Origin of the sequence: Dryocola sharpae, assembly GCF_051307055.1 — a bacterium.
GTDB lineage: Bacteria > Pseudomonadota > Gammaproteobacteria > Enterobacterales > Enterobacteriaceae > Dryocola.
This window is the reverse complement of sequence record NZ_CP149994.1, coordinates 1,894,059-1,909,827: the sequence shown is the minus strand read 5'-3', so window position 1 is coordinate 1,909,827 and position 15,769 is coordinate 1,894,059. Positions and strand designations below refer to the sequence as shown.

Below are 15,769 nucleotides of genomic sequence, written 5' to 3'. Positions count from 1 at the left end.
CCGAAAATGTTCCAGATGGTTCGTCTGGACAATCGCCCTTCTCACCTGATGAAAATTGCTCTGATGAAAATAACTCAACACGGAAAGTCCACGCTTCCCCTCCTGCTGATCCCGGCCCTCACGCCATGGGCTGCGCCTGTTTTTGCTGCCGATGCGCCGAAAACGAATGAACAAACGATGGTGGTTACCGCCACGCCCGGCGGCATATCCGAGCTGGATACCCCGGCCGCGGTCAGCGCGATCGCTGGCGATGATATGCGCCAGGCCGCGCCGCGCGTTAACCTTTCAGAAAGCCTGGGCAGCGTGCCCGGTTTGCAGGTGCAAAATCGCCAGAACTACGCCCAGGATTTACAGCTTTCGGTACGCGGCTTTGGTTCGCGCGCCACCTACGGCGTGCGCGGCGTAAGAATGTATGTGGACGGTATTCCGGCCACCATGCCGGACGGGCAGGGACAAACGTCCAATATCGATATCAACAGCGTTGAGAGCATCGACGTGCTGCGCGGCCCGTTCTCGGCGCTATACGGCAACGCCTCCGGCGGCGTGGTAAACGTCAGGACCACAACCGGTACGCAACCGCCGATCCTGGAGGCGAGTACGTATTACGGCAGCTTCGGTAGCTGGCGCAACAGCGTTAAAGCCACGGGCGCAACGGGAGACGGCACGCACGCGGGCGACGTAGATTATGCCGTTTCCGCCTCGCGCTTTACCACGCACGGCTATCGCGACCACAGCAGCGCCCAGAAAAACCTCGGCAATGCGAAGCTCGGCGTACGCCTCAACGAAGCCAGCAAGCTGACCTTCCTGTTTAACAGCGTGGATATTGATGCCAACGATCCGGGCGGTTTGACCGAGCAGGAGTGGCATGACAACCCAACCCAGTCGCCGCGGGCTAACCAGTACAACACGCGCAAAACAACCAAACAGACTCAGGCAGGCCTGCATTATGAACGTCAGCTTACGGCCGATGACGATCTGAGCGTGATGGTGTACGCCGGTGAACGTGAAACTACGCAGTACCAGTCGATCCCCGTGGGGCCGCAGCTTAACCCTACCCATCCGGGCGGCGTGATCCAGCTTTCCCGTCACTATCAGGGCATCGACTCCCGCTGGACGCACCGCGGCAGCTTGTTCTCTGTCCCTGTCAGTTTCACCACGGGGCTTGATTACGAAACCATGTCCGAGAAGCGCAAAGGCTACGAGAACTTCGTGGTGGAAAACGGCGCCACCGTGCTGGGCGAAAAAGGCGACATGCGCCGCAACGAACGCAACCTGATGTGGAACGTTGACCCTTATCTGCAAACCGCATGGCAGTTTACCGACAAACTAAGCCTTGATGCCGGGGTACGCTTTAGCTCGGTTTATTTCGACTCCAACGATTACTACATCACCGCCGCCAACGGCGATGACAGCGGCGATGCGAGCTACCACAAATGGCTGCCTGCGGCCTCGCTCAAATACGCGGCAACCGACGCGTGGAACCTTTACGCCTCCGCGGGCCGCGGGTTTGAAACGCCAACCATCAATGAACTCTCCTATCGCGCTAACGGCCAGTCGGGGCTGAACTTTGGCCTGCAGCCGTCCACCAGCGACACGGTGGAAGTGGGCAGCAAAACTCGCGTCGGCAACGGTTTGTTCAGCGCCGCGGTATTCCAGACCGACACCGACGACGAGATCGTCACTGACCGAAGCAGCGGCGGGCGCACGACCTATAAAAACGCCGGGGAAACCCGTCGCCGCGGCGTTGAGCTTTCGCTCGATCAGCAGTTTGCTTACGACTGGCGCGTGAAGATGGCATGGACTTATCTGGACGCCACCTACCGCACCAACGTCTGCGGCGACGACAATTGTAAAGGCAACCGTATGCCGGGCATCGCCCGCAATATGGGCTATGCCGCGCTGGAATACGCACCGGAGGAAGGCTTCTATGCGGGGGCGGACGTGCGTTATATGAGCGATATTCAGGCCGATGACGAAAACGACGCCAAAGCGCCAACCTACACCGTCGCCTCACTGAACAGCGGCTATAAATTCCGCATTCAGCAAAGCTGGCTGCTGGACGTCTGGGGACGCGTGGATAACCTGTTCGATCGCGATTATGTCGGCTCGGTCATCGTTAATGAAGGCAACGGTCGCTACTTCGAACCGGCACCGGGCCGCAATTACGGCGTGGGCGTGAATCTAAGTTATACCTTCCAGTAACCGTAGCCGTTGTGGCGGTGGATGGCGCTGCGCTTATCCACCCTACAACACTAGTATGTAGGTCGGGTAGCGCAGCGCCACCCGGCAAAACTACCTTGATATGCCCGTCATTTGCACGGTCAGCCACCGATAAATCACCGCCACTACATATTGCTGCTGTCCGGCTGAAAGCGCCGTTCCCGCCGGGATATTGTGCCATTTGGCAAGGCAACCCCGGCAGCAGGTGGCGGTGGCGTGCTGGGCGATAAACACCGGATGGCCGCGCATTGGCGTTTGCCTGCCGTCGTTTTTCGGTTCGGCGGGCGCAAGACGCTGCGCAATAAAATCCTCTGCGTGGCGGGCGATGGTTTCCGGGCCTTTATCAACGCAGTACTGACGCTCTTTCGGGCCCAGGCGGAAACGCATGCGAAACGTGGAGCGCGACAGGCGCTGAAAAACGGGGTCAAGATCGGTCACTGCATCACTTCAGGCTGGTTTATACGGAAGTACATTTTTTCTCTTTTTCCGATCGCAAAGCAAGCAGATCCTTATGCTGACAGACAGATAGCCTCCAGCCTGTCACTGACAACGACCGCGGGCAGAGATGCTCCGGCGCCCTGTCGCAGTTAACTGAAATTCTTCGCCGGGCTTTTGGCTTCGCACAGGTTGGGGTGGCGATATCTGTATCACCGCCACCGTCAACGATTAGCTCAGGGAAGGTTCGGCTTCTCTGTCGCTTTCTTCAGGCCTGTTCGGCCGCTTCACAATCATATTCGGCAGCGCCATCTCAATGCCCTGCTCATTGAGCTTTTCGATGATGCGGATATTTATCTCCTGCTGAATATCCATATATTTGTTGTAATCCGCCGTATTCACGATATGTACAACTTCTATATTCAGGCGGTCGGTGCCAAAGCCAAGCAAATGCGCCCTGTCAAATTTGGTTTCGCCCACATCGGTAATAATCTCTTTTACCATATCGCCAAGATTGCGCAGCTTATCCGGCGGGGTATTAATAGCGACGCCAAAATTAAAAACGATGCGGCGCGTCTGCATGCGCTTATAGTTATGCAGCGTTTGCTGAAGCAAAATAGCGTTTCCGCAAACCACCTGTTCACCGCTCAGGCTGCGAATACGCGTCGTTTTAAGGCCAATATGTTCGATGGTGCCGGCGACGTCGTTAAAAACAACAAAATCACCGATTTCAAAGGGCTTATCAAAGCCGATAGAGAGCGAGGCGAACACGTCGCTGAGGATGGTCTGGATAGCCAGCGCAATGGCAATCCCCCCGACGCCAAGGCTTGCGACCAGCGCCGTGATATTGACGCCCGCGTTTGCCAGTATCGACAGCAGCATCACTGACCAGACCACCGCACGCAGTATCAATCCGGTTATCACCAGCGTTACCGGATTTTTTATCATTCCCGGCTCGTTCATGACGTGGCGCAGCCAGGAAACCACCGCCTGATCCATCCAGAGCGCTATCTGCACCGCCAGAACCAGGAACCAGGCGTGGCTGATGGTGCTGAAAAGATTATCAGGCAGATCGACAAAACGCAGGCTGAAAAGAAACGCGCAGATAAATATCAGCGGTTTACTGGTTTTACTGAGAATATCCCGCAGGATAAAGCGCATCTTATGCGTCGTCGGATGCTTATCTCCCCACTGACCGACACCTTTCTGAACAAATGACAGCAATCGATTGATCAGCCAGTACATGATGAGCGTGACAATCGTTATCGTTGCGACACCTATCCAGAACGATGGAGCCATCATCAGCGCGATAAAGTCGAAGCGTGACAGAAAATTCATGTTCCCTCCTGGTGTTTACAGTGAAGTACCAGTATAGGAAAGGAGACGGCAAGCGGCAGAAAGTGGACAAAATCAGGAACATTCTCCTGCTGAAAGCCGTTATTTTGCGCGGCAGGCGTGAATGACGCTCATCTGAACCTTTATTGCAAAACATGAAGCCTGCCGTGGCGCAATAAGGCTAGCTGACAATCGGCAGGTCTGAGTATCTTGTGGTATAGCGCGGCGATAGCATCTCGCGCTTCATCGCCCAGCTTTGCTGAATGCCCTGCCCGGCGAACCACACCGTGCCCCTGCCTGAATGATTAAGCCGATCGATAACCTGCATCAGCTCATTGCTGTTGGGCCGGGGCTGGTGCTCATCAAACAGATTGAGTTGCGCCACCCCCTGGCTGAAGAAATCGCTTAGCATCACGCCCGCTTTCATATAGCGATGGCCGTCTTTCCAGATGCGATCGAGGGCGTTTGTGGCGACACGAATAATATCCCGGGTATCGCTGGAGGGAATGGCCAGACGGCCGCTGGCCTGCGGGCTGTAGAAACCTTCATGGTCGGCATGCGGGCTGGTGCGTATAGATACGCTAATAACGCAGCAGAACTGCTTTTCGGCTCTGAGCTTCTCCGCGGCTCGTTCCGCATAGGCGCAAACCGCCTGATACATCTCGTCATAAGCGGTGATGCGGTGCCCGAATGAACGGCTACAGAGGATATGCTGTTTAGCCGGCGCAAACTCCTCCGCCTCCAGGCAGACTTCACCGCGTAGTTCACGAACCGTGCGCTCAAGCACCACGCTAAAGTGCTTACGGATAAGCCAGGTTGAGCTGTCAGCAAGCTGCAGCGCATTTTCAATGCCTAACAGTTCGAGTTTTTTACTAAGGCGGCGCCCAACGCCCCAGACCTCGTGTACCGGCACCAGCGGCAACAGTTTTCGCAGGCGTTCAGCGTCAGTCAGCACCACCACGCCGCCGGTTTTACGCCACTTTTTCGCAGCAAAGTTGGCAAGCTTCGCGAGCGTTTTGGTTGGTGCGACGCCAACGCCAACGGTCAGGCCGGTATGCTTCAACACCCGGTTACGTATCTGATGACCAAACGTATCGAGGGAAAGACAGCGGCTCACGCCAGACACGTCAAGAAAGGCCTCGTCGATGGAGTAAATCTCTATGGCGGGCGCCATCTCAGTCAGAGTCATCATTACCCGATGGCTGAGATCGGCATAAAGCGCATAATTTGAACTGAAAACAGCGACCTGCTGACGCTGCAGCCCCGCTTTGATTTTGAAATAAGGCATCCCCATTTTTAAGCCTAAGGCCTTCGCTTCCGCTGAAAGCGAAATAATGCACCCGTCGTTATTTGAGACCACCACTACGGGCCTGCCCCGCAAATCCGGTCGGAAAACGGTCTCACAGGAGGTGTAGAAGCTGTTGACGTCAACCAGCGCGAACATGACGGTTCGATTTTACTGTGAAGGTCACCACGCCGAATAGTTCCAGCTCTTCTCCCGGCAGGAACACGATCGGGGAATAGTTTCTGTTATGCGGTATGAGCCGCAGAGAGGGACGGGTATGCAGCTCTTTTACGGTAAATTCCCCGGCGACCGCCGCCACAACGATATCGCCATGCTCTGCGGTCAGGGAGCGGTCGACCACCAGCAGGTCGCCGTCGCCGATCCCCGCGCCGATCATTGAATCCCCGCTGACCCTGACAAAGTAGGTCGCGCTCGGGTGCTTAACGACCAGCTTATTCAGATCGAGACTGCTCTCGACGTAGTCCTGAGCCGGGCTGGGAAAGCCGCATGAGACTCGCTCCAGGAAAAGAGGTAGCTCAAGGCGCGTGCCGGGGCCGCATGAAAAAATAGTGTCCATAAGTATTCAGCCAGTAACGTACTGTATATAAATACAGTATTACGCATTTATCGATCGGATCAAGCGACTTGTGAAAAATTTGCGTAAATCCTTTAAAAGGGTACGAAAAGTAGCCCGTCCTCTCTCCCCTGCGTCCTCGCCGTCTATTATTAAATGTCCGTTATAAAAATTTGCGCATGGCGTTAACACAACGCGTCCATTTTTTGCTGGTTTAACTTTTAGAATTCTGGAGGCCTGGTATGAGCAACCGTGGCAACGAAGCTGATAAAGAGCGCCTGGAAAGCACGGGCGGCAACAACGCTAATTTCGCAAACAACGTTGTAATGTCCCGCCTGACGTTGAAAATAAACGGCGAGGCCCGGCAACTGGAAGTCGACACGCGCACTACGCTGCTGGATGCGCTGCGCGAAAATCTGCATCTCACCGGAACCAAAAAAGGCTGCGACCACGGCCAGTGCGGCGCCTGTACCGTTATCGTGGACGGCCGCCGGATAAACTCATGCCTTACGCTTGCGGTGATGCATCAGGATAGTGACGTCACCACTATCGAAGGTCTGGGTACGCCTGACAATCTGCATCCCATGCAGGCCGCCTTTGTCAAACATGACGGCTATCAGTGCGGCTACTGCACGCCGGGGCAAATCTGCTCGTCCGTAGCCGTGCTGCAAGAAATTGAAGCGGGCATCCCCAGCCACGTCACGCTCGATCTGGTATCCCCGCCTGAGATGACGGAAGAGGAGATACGCGAGCGAATGAGCGGCAATATCTGCCGCTGCGGCGCCTACTCCAACATACTTGCGGCGATTGAGGATGTCGCGGAGGGCCAGAAATCATGAAGGCCTTTACTTATGAGCGAGTGAAAACGCCTGCCGAAGCGGCGGCAAGCGCCCAACGCACGCCGGGCGCGAAATTTATTGCGGGCGGGACAAATCTTCTCGATTTAATGAAGCTTGAGATAGAGACGCCTTGCCACCTGATTGACGTCAACGGCCTGGCGCTGGATAACATCGAGCCGACCGCCGATGGCGGTGTGCGCATCGGGGCGCTGGTGCGCAACACCGATCTGGCTGCCGATCCCCGCATCCGTCGCGATTATGCCGTGCTGTCACGGGCGCTGCTTGCGGGCGCATCCGGCCAGCTGCGCAACCGGGCGACCACCGCGGGCAATCTGCTGCAGCGCACGCGCTGCCCCTACTTTTACGATACCAACCAACCCTGCAACAAGCGGAACCCCGGCAGCGGCTGCGCCGCGCTGGAAGGCTTCAGCAGACAGCATGCGGTGACAGGAGCAAGTGAAACCTGTATCGCCACCCATCCCAGCGATATGGCGGTCGCCATGCGTCTGCTGGATGCGGTCGTGGAGACGGTAAGCCCTGACGGGAGCGTGCGCAGCATCCCGATTGCAGATTTCTACCTCGCGCCTGGCAATACGCCTCATCTGGAAACCACGCTGTCCGCTGACGAAATTATCACCGCCGTTACGCTACCGCCTCCTTTGGGCGGAACCCATATCTATCGCAAAGTGCGCGATCGCGCCTCTTACGCCTTTGCCCTGGTTTCGGTCGCCGCCGTTGTGCAGCCCGACGGAAGCGGCCGCGTTGCGCTGGGCGGCGTTGCGCACAAACCCTGGCGGCTTGAAGAGGCGGATGCAAAGCTGGCCTGTGGGGCCGCAGAGGTTTACGAGCGGCTGTTTGCAGGCGCGCATCCAACGCCGCAAAACGAGTTCAAACTTATACTGGCGAAGCGTACGCTCGCCTCTGTGCTGACGGAAGCGAGGGCCTGAATCGATGAAATTTGAAAAGCCTGCAACAGATAACCCCATCGACCAGCTCCGGGTCGTTGGCCGCCCGCACGATCGTATTGACGGCCCGGCCAAAACTACCGGAACCGCCCATTATGCCTACGAAAGACACGACGAGGCGCCCGATGCGGCGTATGGCTATGTGGTAGGCTCCGCCATCGCAAAGGGCCGAATCAATTCGATCGACCTTGCGGCTGCCCGCAACGCGCCCGGCGTGCTTGCCATTGTCACTGCCGATAACGCCGGTCCTCTCGGCAAAGGGGAAATGAACGCAGCCACGCTTCTGGGCGGCCCTGATATTGAGCACTACCATCAGGCCATCGCCGTAGTTGTCGCGGAAACCTTCGAGCAGGCGTGCGCGGCGGCGGAGCTGGTCCAGGTGGATTATCACCGCGGGCAAGGCGCCTACGATCTTGCCCACGAAAAACCCGCTGTCACCTCGCCGCCGGAAGAGACGCCGGATAAAACAACGGGTGATTTTGCCAGCGCCTTCTCAGCGTCCGCGGTGCAGCTTGATGCCACCTACACTACCCCCGATCAGAGCCATATGGCTATGGAGCTGCACGCCTCAACGGCCGTCTGGGAAGGCGAGAAGCTCACCGTCTGGACCTCCAGCCAGATGGTTAACTGGTGCCGGAACGAGCTGGCCAAAACGCTTAAGCTGGATAAAGAGAATGTGCGGGTGCTTTCGCCCTATATCGGCGGCGGTTTTGGCGGAAAGCTCTTTCTGCGCAGCGACGCCGTGCTGGCGGCCCTTGGCGCCCGTGCGGCGAAACGGCCGGTCAAGATAGCGCTGCAAAGGCCCCTGATCCCCAACAACACCACGCATCGCCCGGCGACCATCCAGCACATCCGCATCGGGACGGATGAAAGCGGACGCATCGCCGCCATCGCCCATGTGAGCTGGTCAGGCAACCTGCCTGGCGGCCAGCCAGAGACGGCGGTTCATCAGACCGAGCTGCTTTACGCGGGCGCGAACCGCCATACCGGGCTGCGGCTGGCAAAGCTCGATCTGCCGGAAGGTAATTCCATGCGTGCGCCAGGAGAGGCGCCGGGTTTGATGGCCCTGGAGATCGCCATCGACGAAATGGCCGAGAAGGCAGGCGTGGATCCGATAGCGTTCCGTATTCTCAACGATACCCAGGTCGACCCTGCCCATCCCGAACGCTTCTTTTCCCGGCGTCAACTGATTGCCTGCCTGCGCACGGGAGCAGAGCGCTTTGGCTGGAGCCGCCGGAACGCCAGGCCTGCGCAGGAGCGGGATGGACGCTGGATGACGGGAATGGGGGTCGCAGCCGGCTTTCGCGACAATGTGGTGACAACCTCCGGGGCGCGCGTTCATCTCGATGCTCAGGGCGTGGTGACCGTCGAAACCGACATGACCGATATCGGCACGGGCAGCTACACCATCATCGCCCAGACCGCGGCTGAAATGCTGGGCGTACCGCTGGAAAGGGTGGTGGTACGGCTGGGGGATTCCGATTATCCGGTCTCTTCCGGTTCCGGCGGACAATGGGGCGCCAACAGCTCAACGGCAGGGGTTTATGCAGCCTGCGTCAGATTGCGGGAGGCGGTGGCGGAAAAGCTCGGTTTCGATGCGGCTACGGCGGAATTTGCCAATGAACGGATCCAGACCGGGGATCGCAGCGCTCAGCTCAGGGAGGCCGCCGCTCACGGAACGCTGACCGCTGAAGATACCATCGAATTCGGCGAGCTGGATAAGAAATTCCAGCAGTCCACTTTCGCAGCACACTTTGTTGAGGTGGGTGTAGATATGGCTACCGGCGAAGTGCGCGTTCGCCGCATGCTGGCCGTATGCGCCGCGGGCCGGATACTCAATCCTAAAACGGCGCGAAGCCAGGTTATTGGCGCCATGACCATGGGGCTGGGTGCGGCGCTGATGGAGGAGCTGATCGTCGACAAACGGCTGGGCTATTTCGTTAACCACGATCTGGCAGCCTATGAGGTGCCGGTTCACGCCGATATTCCCGAGCAGGAGGTCATTTTCCTCGACGATACCGATCCCGTCTCCTCGCCAATGAAAGCTAAAGGCGTGGGTGAGCTGGGCCTGTGCGGCGTAAGTGCGGCTATCGTCAACGCGGTTTACAACGCGACCGGGGTTCGGGTGCGGGATTATCCCCTCACGCTTGATAAGCTGCTGAAAGGCTTGCCGGAACTTACCTGAGAATGGAGAAAAGATGCTGAACCTGTCCCCCGTTATCGAACAAACAGAGGACCGCCTGCTCACGCCAGAACAGGCGTTTTTGACCGACAACAGCATTGATATCCTGCGCTTCGCGGCTGTAGCCATCAGCGCCGGCGTGGCCGTTGCTCTGGTGACGCTGGTCGATATACGCGGCGGCGGCGCGCGTGCGCCGGGAGCGCATATGGCCGTGCGGGAGGATGGCTTATATTGCGGCTTCGTATCGGGCGGCTGCGTTGAAGCCGCCGCCGCTTACGAGGCTGTGCAAGCCATCAGCGCCGGGAAAGATCGCACGGTTGTTTACGGCAAGGGTTCGCCCTGGTTTGATATCGTTCTTCCCTGCGGAGGCAGCATTACCCTGAGCATTCACAACGTGCGCTCCGCCGTACCGCTGCTGGCCGTGCTGGCTGCGCTGGATCGGCGCAGGCCCGCGGGCCTGCGCTATCATCCGCAGTCGCAGTCCCTGCAAAGCATTCTTCCCGAGCGGGAGCCGGGCTGGAACGGCGAGTTTTTCGATACCAGCTACCGGCCCTGCGCCCGGGTCGTCATTTATGGCCGATCCATCGAAGCAGAGATGACCGCCAGGCTGGCGCAGGCTGCCGGCTATGAGGTTCAGATCGGCGATGGCGTGTCGCTAAGCTCGCCTTCCATTGATTCGGACACGGCGGTGATATTGCTCTATCACGATCTTCATCGGGAGCTGCCCGTCCTGCAGGCAGCGCTGTCCGCTACGCCCTTTTACATCGGCGCTCTGGGCAGCAGACGAACCCATCTTGAACGCGCGCAAAGGCTGAAGGAGCTTGGCTGGCAGGAGCGCGATATCGCAAGAATTAAAGCCCCGATCGGGATCTTCCCTAAAGCGCGCGATGCGCACTCGCTGGCGCTTTCCGTGCTGGCCGATGTGGCAGCGGCGCGTCTTAGCGGCATGGATAAGGGGAAAGCATGCTGACCTCCTCTCCCACCGTCATTATTCTTGCGGCCGGAAAAGGGGAAAGGTTTCTCGCTTCCGGGTCGTCGGTACATAAGCTGGATGCGTTGCTCAACGGAGAGCCTGTGCTGTGGCATCTCCTGCAGGCGGTAAAAGCGTCCGGTCTGCAATGGCACCTTGTAAAGCCGGAAGGCGGCACTGGCGGCATGGGCGATTCTATCGCGCTGGGCGTTCGGGCAACCGCAAACGCAGCGGGATGGCTTATTCTGCCTGCTGATTTGCCGCTCATTCACCCTGCTTCGCTACAGCGTGTCGCCGCTGCGCTGAGGGAAAAGCCCGTTGTCGTGCCGTATTACCGCCAGCGTCAGGGACATCCGGTGGGATTTCGCCGGGAATGCCTGCATTCTCTTCTGGCCCTTTCCGGCGATACCGGCGCAAAGGAAATCGTGCGGGATTCACGACTAAAGGGAAACCTGCTGGATCTCCCCCTTTCCGATGCCGGGATCGTGCACGATATTGACGTTCTGCCCGACTTACGCCTTGCCCGGCGGTGGCTTACCGCCCGGGCAAGACATATAGCTCTCTGATATTTTTTGCATTATCCTCAGCACTTATTTCTGCACACAACAGGATGCATTATGGCTACATCAGTGGACCCGCGACAGCTCGCTAAGCGTATTGATACGGTGCTGGATATTTTAGTCGCAGGCGATCACGCCTCGGCGCTGAATAACCTGGAAATTTTGAAGGCGGAGTTATTGAGCATCGCTAATGGCGAAGAGACGTCCGACAGCGATCTAAAAAAATCGCCGTGGGAAATCTGAAAGCCCGGTGCTATAGCGTTAAAGCGCCAAAGGCGCTCTGCCAATCCCTTTCAAAGGTGGCGATGGCTGCGGTGACGGCGGGCGTCGTCAGCAGCTGGTCGGCAACATCTGTCGGCAGCGTGATGGCCTCGCAGCCGGCCAGCAGACATGACATAGCCTGATGCGGCGTGCGGAAGCTTGCCGCCAGCACCTTTGAAAGCGGCGCATGCATCGTCAGCAGCTGCTGTAAATCCTGCACCATCTGAATGCCGTCCCCGCCCTGGGCGTCCAGACGATTCACATAAGGCGCGACATATTCTGCCCCGGCAAGGGCTGCCAGCAGCCCCTGAGCAGCGCCGTACACCGCCGTGCCCAGCGTCGGGATCCCCAGCGTTTTAAGCTGCCTGAGCGCCGTCAGGCCTTCGACCGTGGCCGGGATCTTCACGACCAGGCCCGGCACACGGCTGGTCAGCAGCTGCGCTTCCCGCACCATTTCATCGGCGTCTGCGGCGATCACCTGAGCGAAGAGCTTGCCCTCACCGCCCAGCGCATCCTGCAGCGCGGGCAGAACTTCCCACAGCGGCTTGCCCGCTTTGGCGATAATAGATGGATTGGTCGTCACCCCCTGCAGCGGTAATATCCGAGCTAAACGCTTAACGGCGGTTACGTCGGCAGTGTCTAAATAGAGTTCCATAAGCTCTCCGGATTTGTGTCAGATCTCAGTGTCGACATCATAGCCTCGCCTTTTGATTATCCTCTGATCAAAATCAATAAAACTTTCATACGAAAGTAATTTAATTTACGAAAGAAAGTTAAAGGGCCTGTTTATGCTTTTCAATATCCAGCGTTACTCTACACATGACGGCCCGGGTATTCGTACCGTTGTGTTCCTTAAAGGTTGTCCGCTCGGCTGCCGCTGGTGCCAGAATCCGGAAAGCCGCGCGCGTGCGCAGGATGTTTTATTTGACGAGCTCCTGTGTCTTGCAGGCTGCGATTTGTGCCAGCAAGCTGCCCCGCAAATGGTTTCACGCCTGGATGAAAAGCTGATTATCGCCCGTGAAAAACTCAGCGAGAAATATATAAAAGCGCTCACCGACTGCTGCCCAACTCAGGCGCTGACCATCTGCGGCGAAACGCAAAGCGCCGACGCCATCATGGAAAAGGTGCTGCGCGATAAGCCCTTCTACGACCGCAGCGGCGGCGGGATTACGCTTTCCGGCGGCGAGCCTTTTATGCAGCCTGAGCTGGCGCGCGCCTTGCTGCAGCGCAGCAAGGAAGCCGGAATTCATACCGCCGTGGAGTCCTGCCTGCACGTGCCATGGAAGTATATCGAACCTTGTTTACCCCATCTGGATCTGCTGCTGGCAGATTTAAAGCATGTCGATAAGCAGCCTTTTCAACAATGGACGGATGGCAACGTGGATCGGGTGCTGGTTAACTTCCGCAGGCTTGCCGCGCACGGCGTGGAGATGACTATCCGTGTTCCGCTGATCCCCGATTTTAATGCCGATGAGCGGTCCGTTCGCGCCATCAGCGATTTTGCCGCCGACGAGATCGGCGCTAAAGCGATCCATTTTTTGCCCTACCACACCTTAGGTATCAACAAATATAAACTCCTGAACGTCCCCTATCTGGCCGCGCATCAGCCCCTTGATGCGCCCGGACTGCTGCATTTTGCCGGGCAGTATGCCAGCCAGAAAGGCATGACCGCCTGGATTGGAGGATAAGCATCATGACCGAACTGAACCTGAACTTTCTCAGCCCGCGTATTCAGGCGCATAAAGAAGCGCTAATCCACATCGTTAAGCCACCGGTCTGTACCGAGCGCGCGCGGCACTATACCGCCGCCTACCGGCAGCATCAGGATAAACCGCTGCCGGTTCGTCGCGCGCTGGCGCTGGCGCATCATCTGGCCGAACGCACTATCTGGATCAAGCACGACGAGCTGATTATCGGCAATCAGGCAAGCCAGGTGCGCGGCGCGCCGTTCTTTCCGGAATATACCGTAGGTTGGATCGAAACGGAGATCGACGAGCTTGGCGATCGTCCGGGCGCGGGCTTCTCTGTCTCCGCTGAGGATAAAACCGTGATGCATGAAATTTGCCCATGGTGGCGCGGCCAGACGGTGCAGGATCGCTGCTACGGCATGTTTACCGACGAGCAAAAAGCGCTGCTGGCGACCGGGATTATTAAAGCCGAAGGCAATATGACCTCTGGCGATGCGCACCTGGCGGTGAATTTCCCGTTGCTGCTGGAGCGGGGGCTTAATGGCCTGCGCGAAAAAGTGGCCGAGCGGCGTGAGCGTTTGCAGCTCACCGACTGGAGCGATCTGCATAAAGAACAGTTTCTGAAAGCCGTTGATATTACTTTCGCCGCGTTAAGCGACCATATTCTGCGTTACGCCGCGCTGGCAAGAGAAATGGCGGATAAAGAGGCTCGCGTCGCCCGGCGTGATGAACTACTGGCGATAGCGGAAAACTGCGATCGCATCGCGCACGAGCCGCCGCAAACGTTCTGGCAGGCGCTGCAGCTGAGTTACTTCGTGCAGCTGGTACTGCAGATTGAATCCAACGGCCACTCCGTCTCTTTTGGCCGGCTGGATCAGTATCTTTACCCCTGGTATCGCCGCGATGTCGAACTTGAGCAAACGCTGGGGCGCGACCAGGCCATCGAACTGCTGCAAAGCTGCTGGCTGAAGCTGCTGGAAGTAAACAAAATCCGTTCCGGCTCGCACTCGAAAGCCTCGGCGGGCAGCCCGCTCTATCAAAACGTGACCATCGGCGGGCAAAAGTTGCTTAACGGCGAGGCGATTGACGCGGTGAACCCGCTTTCTTATGCGGTGCTCGAATCCTGCGGCCAGCTCCGTTCCACGCAGCCAAACCTCAGCGTGCGTTACCACGCCGGGATGAGCAATGATTTCCTCGACGCCTGCGTACAGGTGATTCGCTGCGGATTTGGTATGCCCGCCTTTAATAACGACGAGATTGTTATCGACGAGTTCATCAGGCTGGGCGTAAGCCGCGAAGATGCGTACGACTACGCGGCAATCGGCTGCATCGAAACCGCCGTGGGCGGCAAATGGGGCTATCGCTGTACCGGCATGAGCTTTATCAATTTTGCCCGCGTGATGCTGGCAACGCTTGAGCATGGCCGCGATGCCACCAGCGGAAAAGTTTTCCTGCCGCAGGAAAAAGCGCTTTCAGAAGGAAACTTCAATAATTTCGATGAGGTGATGTCCGCCTGGGATGCGCAAATTCGTTACTACACGCAAAAATCTATCGAGATCGAATGCGTGGTGGATACCGTTCTGGAAGAAAACGCTCACGATATCCTCTGCTCTGCGCTGGTGGATGACTGCATCGAACGCGGTAAAAGCATTAAGCAAGGCGGCGCAAAATATGACTGGGTTTCCGGCCTGCAGGTGGGCATCGCGAACCTCGGCAATAGCCTGGCTGCGGTGCGTAAGCTGGTCTTCGCGCAGGGAGCGATTGGGCAACAGCAGCTGGCCGAAGCGCTGGCCAACGATTTTGCCGGCCTTAGCGGCGAGCAGTTACGCCAGCGCCTGATTAACGGCGCACCTAAATACGGCAATGACGATGATGAAGTGGATCTGCTGCTGGTCCGCGCCTATCAAACCTATATTGATGAGCTTAAGCAGTATCACAATACCCGCTTTGGGCGCGGGCCGGTTGGCGGTACCTATTACGCGGGAACTTCGTCAATTTCTGCTAACGTGCCTTTTGGCGCGGCAACCATGGCGACGCCCGACGGGCGCAAAGCAGCCGCTCCGCTGGCGGAAGGCGCAAGCCCCGCGTCCGGCACCGACAGGCTGGGACCGACGGCGGTGATCGGTTCAGTCGGCAAGCTGCCAACCAGCAAAATTTTGGGCGGCGTGCTGCTAAATCAGAAGCTGAATCCGTCCACGCTTGATAATCCGCGCGACAGAGAAAAACTGATGTTTATGCTGCGGACTTTCTTTGAGGCGCACAAAGGCTGGCACGTGCAATACAATATAGTTTCCCGTGAAACCCTGCTGGATGCAAAACAACATCCTGATAAGTATCGCGATTTAGTGGTACGCGTAGCAGGTTACTCGGCATTCTTTACAGCCTTATCTCCGGACGCGCAGGATGATATTATAGCCCGAACGGAACATACCCTTTGACGACTCCGGCGGTGGCT

Annotated in this window: 14 protein-coding genes; 9 read left to right on the top strand and 5 right to left on the bottom strand. The window is 57.6% G+C overall.

Annotated elements, in window-relative coordinates; translation table 11 throughout:
* The first annotated feature begins 63 nt into the window (after positions 1 to 63).
* Positions 64 to 2,202 (top strand): TonB-dependent receptor PqqU, encoded by a 2,139-nt coding sequence (gene pqqU, locus WLO31_RS09210; protein WP_435930569.1) that lies wholly within the window; start codon positions 64 to 66, stop codon positions 2,200 to 2,202.
* Between the two features lie 90 nt (positions 2,203 to 2,292).
* Here the strand turns inward: pqqU and WLO31_RS09205 are convergent, their stop codons facing one another.
* From WLO31_RS09205 to umuD, 4 genes are all read right to left on the bottom strand, one after another.
* Positions 2,293 to 2,658 (bottom strand): DUF4186 domain-containing protein, encoded by a 366-nt coding sequence (locus WLO31_RS09205; protein ID WP_435930139.1) that lies wholly within the window; start codon positions 2,656 to 2,658, stop codon positions 2,293 to 2,295.
* A 228-nt stretch (positions 2,659 to 2,886) separates the two neighbouring features.
* Positions 2,887 to 3,993, bottom strand: coding sequence for a mechanosensitive ion channel family protein (locus tag WLO31_RS09200; RefSeq protein WP_435930138.1), 1,107 nt, complete (start codon positions 3,991 to 3,993; stop codon positions 2,887 to 2,889).
* A 178-nt stretch (positions 3,994 to 4,171) separates the two neighbouring features.
* Positions 4,172 to 5,434, bottom strand: a complete 1,263-nt coding sequence (umuC, locus tag WLO31_RS09195; RefSeq protein ID WP_435930137.1) for a translesion error-prone DNA polymerase V subunit UmuC — start codon at positions 5,432 to 5,434, stop codon at positions 4,172 to 4,174.
* Positions 5,418 to 5,852, bottom strand: a complete 435-nt coding sequence (gene umuD / locus WLO31_RS09190; RefSeq protein WP_435930136.1) for a translesion error-prone DNA polymerase V autoproteolytic subunit — start codon at positions 5,850 to 5,852, stop codon at positions 5,418 to 5,420. The genes umuC and umuD overlap by 17 nt, the downstream gene beginning before the upstream one ends.
* A gap of 239 nt (positions 5,853 to 6,091) precedes the next feature.
* Between umuD and paoA the strand changes: the two genes are divergently transcribed.
* Genes paoA through yciZ form a run of 6 tightly spaced genes read left to right on the top strand, consistent with a single transcriptional unit; the run spans position 6,092 to position 11,608 of the window.
* Positions 6,092 to 6,688, top strand: a complete 597-nt coding sequence (gene paoA, locus WLO31_RS09185; RefSeq protein ID WP_435930135.1) for an aldehyde dehydrogenase iron-sulfur subunit PaoA — start codon at positions 6,092 to 6,094, stop codon at positions 6,686 to 6,688.
* The gene (locus WLO31_RS09180; RefSeq protein WP_435930134.1) at positions 6,685 to 7,635 is read left to right on the top strand and encodes an FAD binding domain-containing protein; all 951 of its coding nucleotides are present in this window, start codon (positions 6,685 to 6,687) and stop codon (positions 7,633 to 7,635) included. Before paoA ends, WLO31_RS09180 begins: the two co-directional genes overlap by 4 nt.
* A gap of 4 nt (positions 7,636 to 7,639) precedes the next feature.
* Complete coding sequence (gene paoC / locus WLO31_RS09175) at positions 7,640 to 9,838, top strand: aldehyde oxidoreductase molybdenum-binding subunit PaoC (protein ID WP_435930133.1); 2,199 nt, start codon at positions 7,640 to 7,642, stop codon at positions 9,836 to 9,838.
* A 13-nt stretch (positions 9,839 to 9,851) separates the two neighbouring features.
* On the top strand, positions 9,852 to 10,805 hold the full coding sequence (locus tag WLO31_RS09170) for an XdhC family protein (RefSeq protein ID WP_435930131.1): 954 nt from the start codon (positions 9,852 to 9,854) through the stop codon (positions 10,803 to 10,805).
* Positions 10,799 to 11,371, top strand: a complete 573-nt coding sequence (locus WLO31_RS09165) for a nucleotidyltransferase family protein (protein WP_435930130.1) — start codon at positions 10,799 to 10,801, stop codon at positions 11,369 to 11,371. The genes WLO31_RS09170 and WLO31_RS09165 overlap by 7 nt, the downstream gene beginning before the upstream one ends.
* A 51-nt stretch (positions 11,372 to 11,422) precedes the next feature.
* Positions 11,423 to 11,608, top strand: a complete 186-nt coding sequence (yciZ, locus tag WLO31_RS09160; RefSeq protein WP_435930129.1) for a protein YciZ/DeoL — start codon at positions 11,423 to 11,425, stop codon at positions 11,606 to 11,608.
* Between the two features lie 10 nt (positions 11,609 to 11,618).
* Here the strand turns inward: yciZ and fsa are convergent, their stop codons facing one another.
* Complete coding sequence (gene fsa / locus WLO31_RS09155; RefSeq protein ID WP_435930128.1) at positions 11,619 to 12,281, bottom strand: fructose-6-phosphate aldolase; 663 nt, start codon at positions 12,279 to 12,281, stop codon at positions 11,619 to 11,621.
* Positions 12,282 to 12,414: 133 nt separating this feature from the next.
* Here fsa and WLO31_RS09150 point away from each other — a divergent pair, with 133 nt between their 5' ends.
* Together WLO31_RS09150 and WLO31_RS09145 are read left to right on the top strand one after the other, a co-directional pair.
* On the top strand, positions 12,415 to 13,314 hold the full coding sequence (locus WLO31_RS09150) for a glycyl-radical enzyme activating protein (protein ID WP_435930127.1): 900 nt from the start codon (positions 12,415 to 12,417) through the stop codon (positions 13,312 to 13,314).
* Positions 13,315 to 13,319: 5 nt separating this feature from the next.
* Positions 13,320 to 15,752, top strand: coding sequence for a formate C-acetyltransferase/glycerol dehydratase family glycyl radical enzyme (locus WLO31_RS09145; RefSeq protein WP_435930126.1), 2,433 nt, complete (start codon positions 13,320 to 13,322; stop codon positions 15,750 to 15,752).
* Positions 15,753 to 15,769 lie beyond the last annotated feature (17 nt).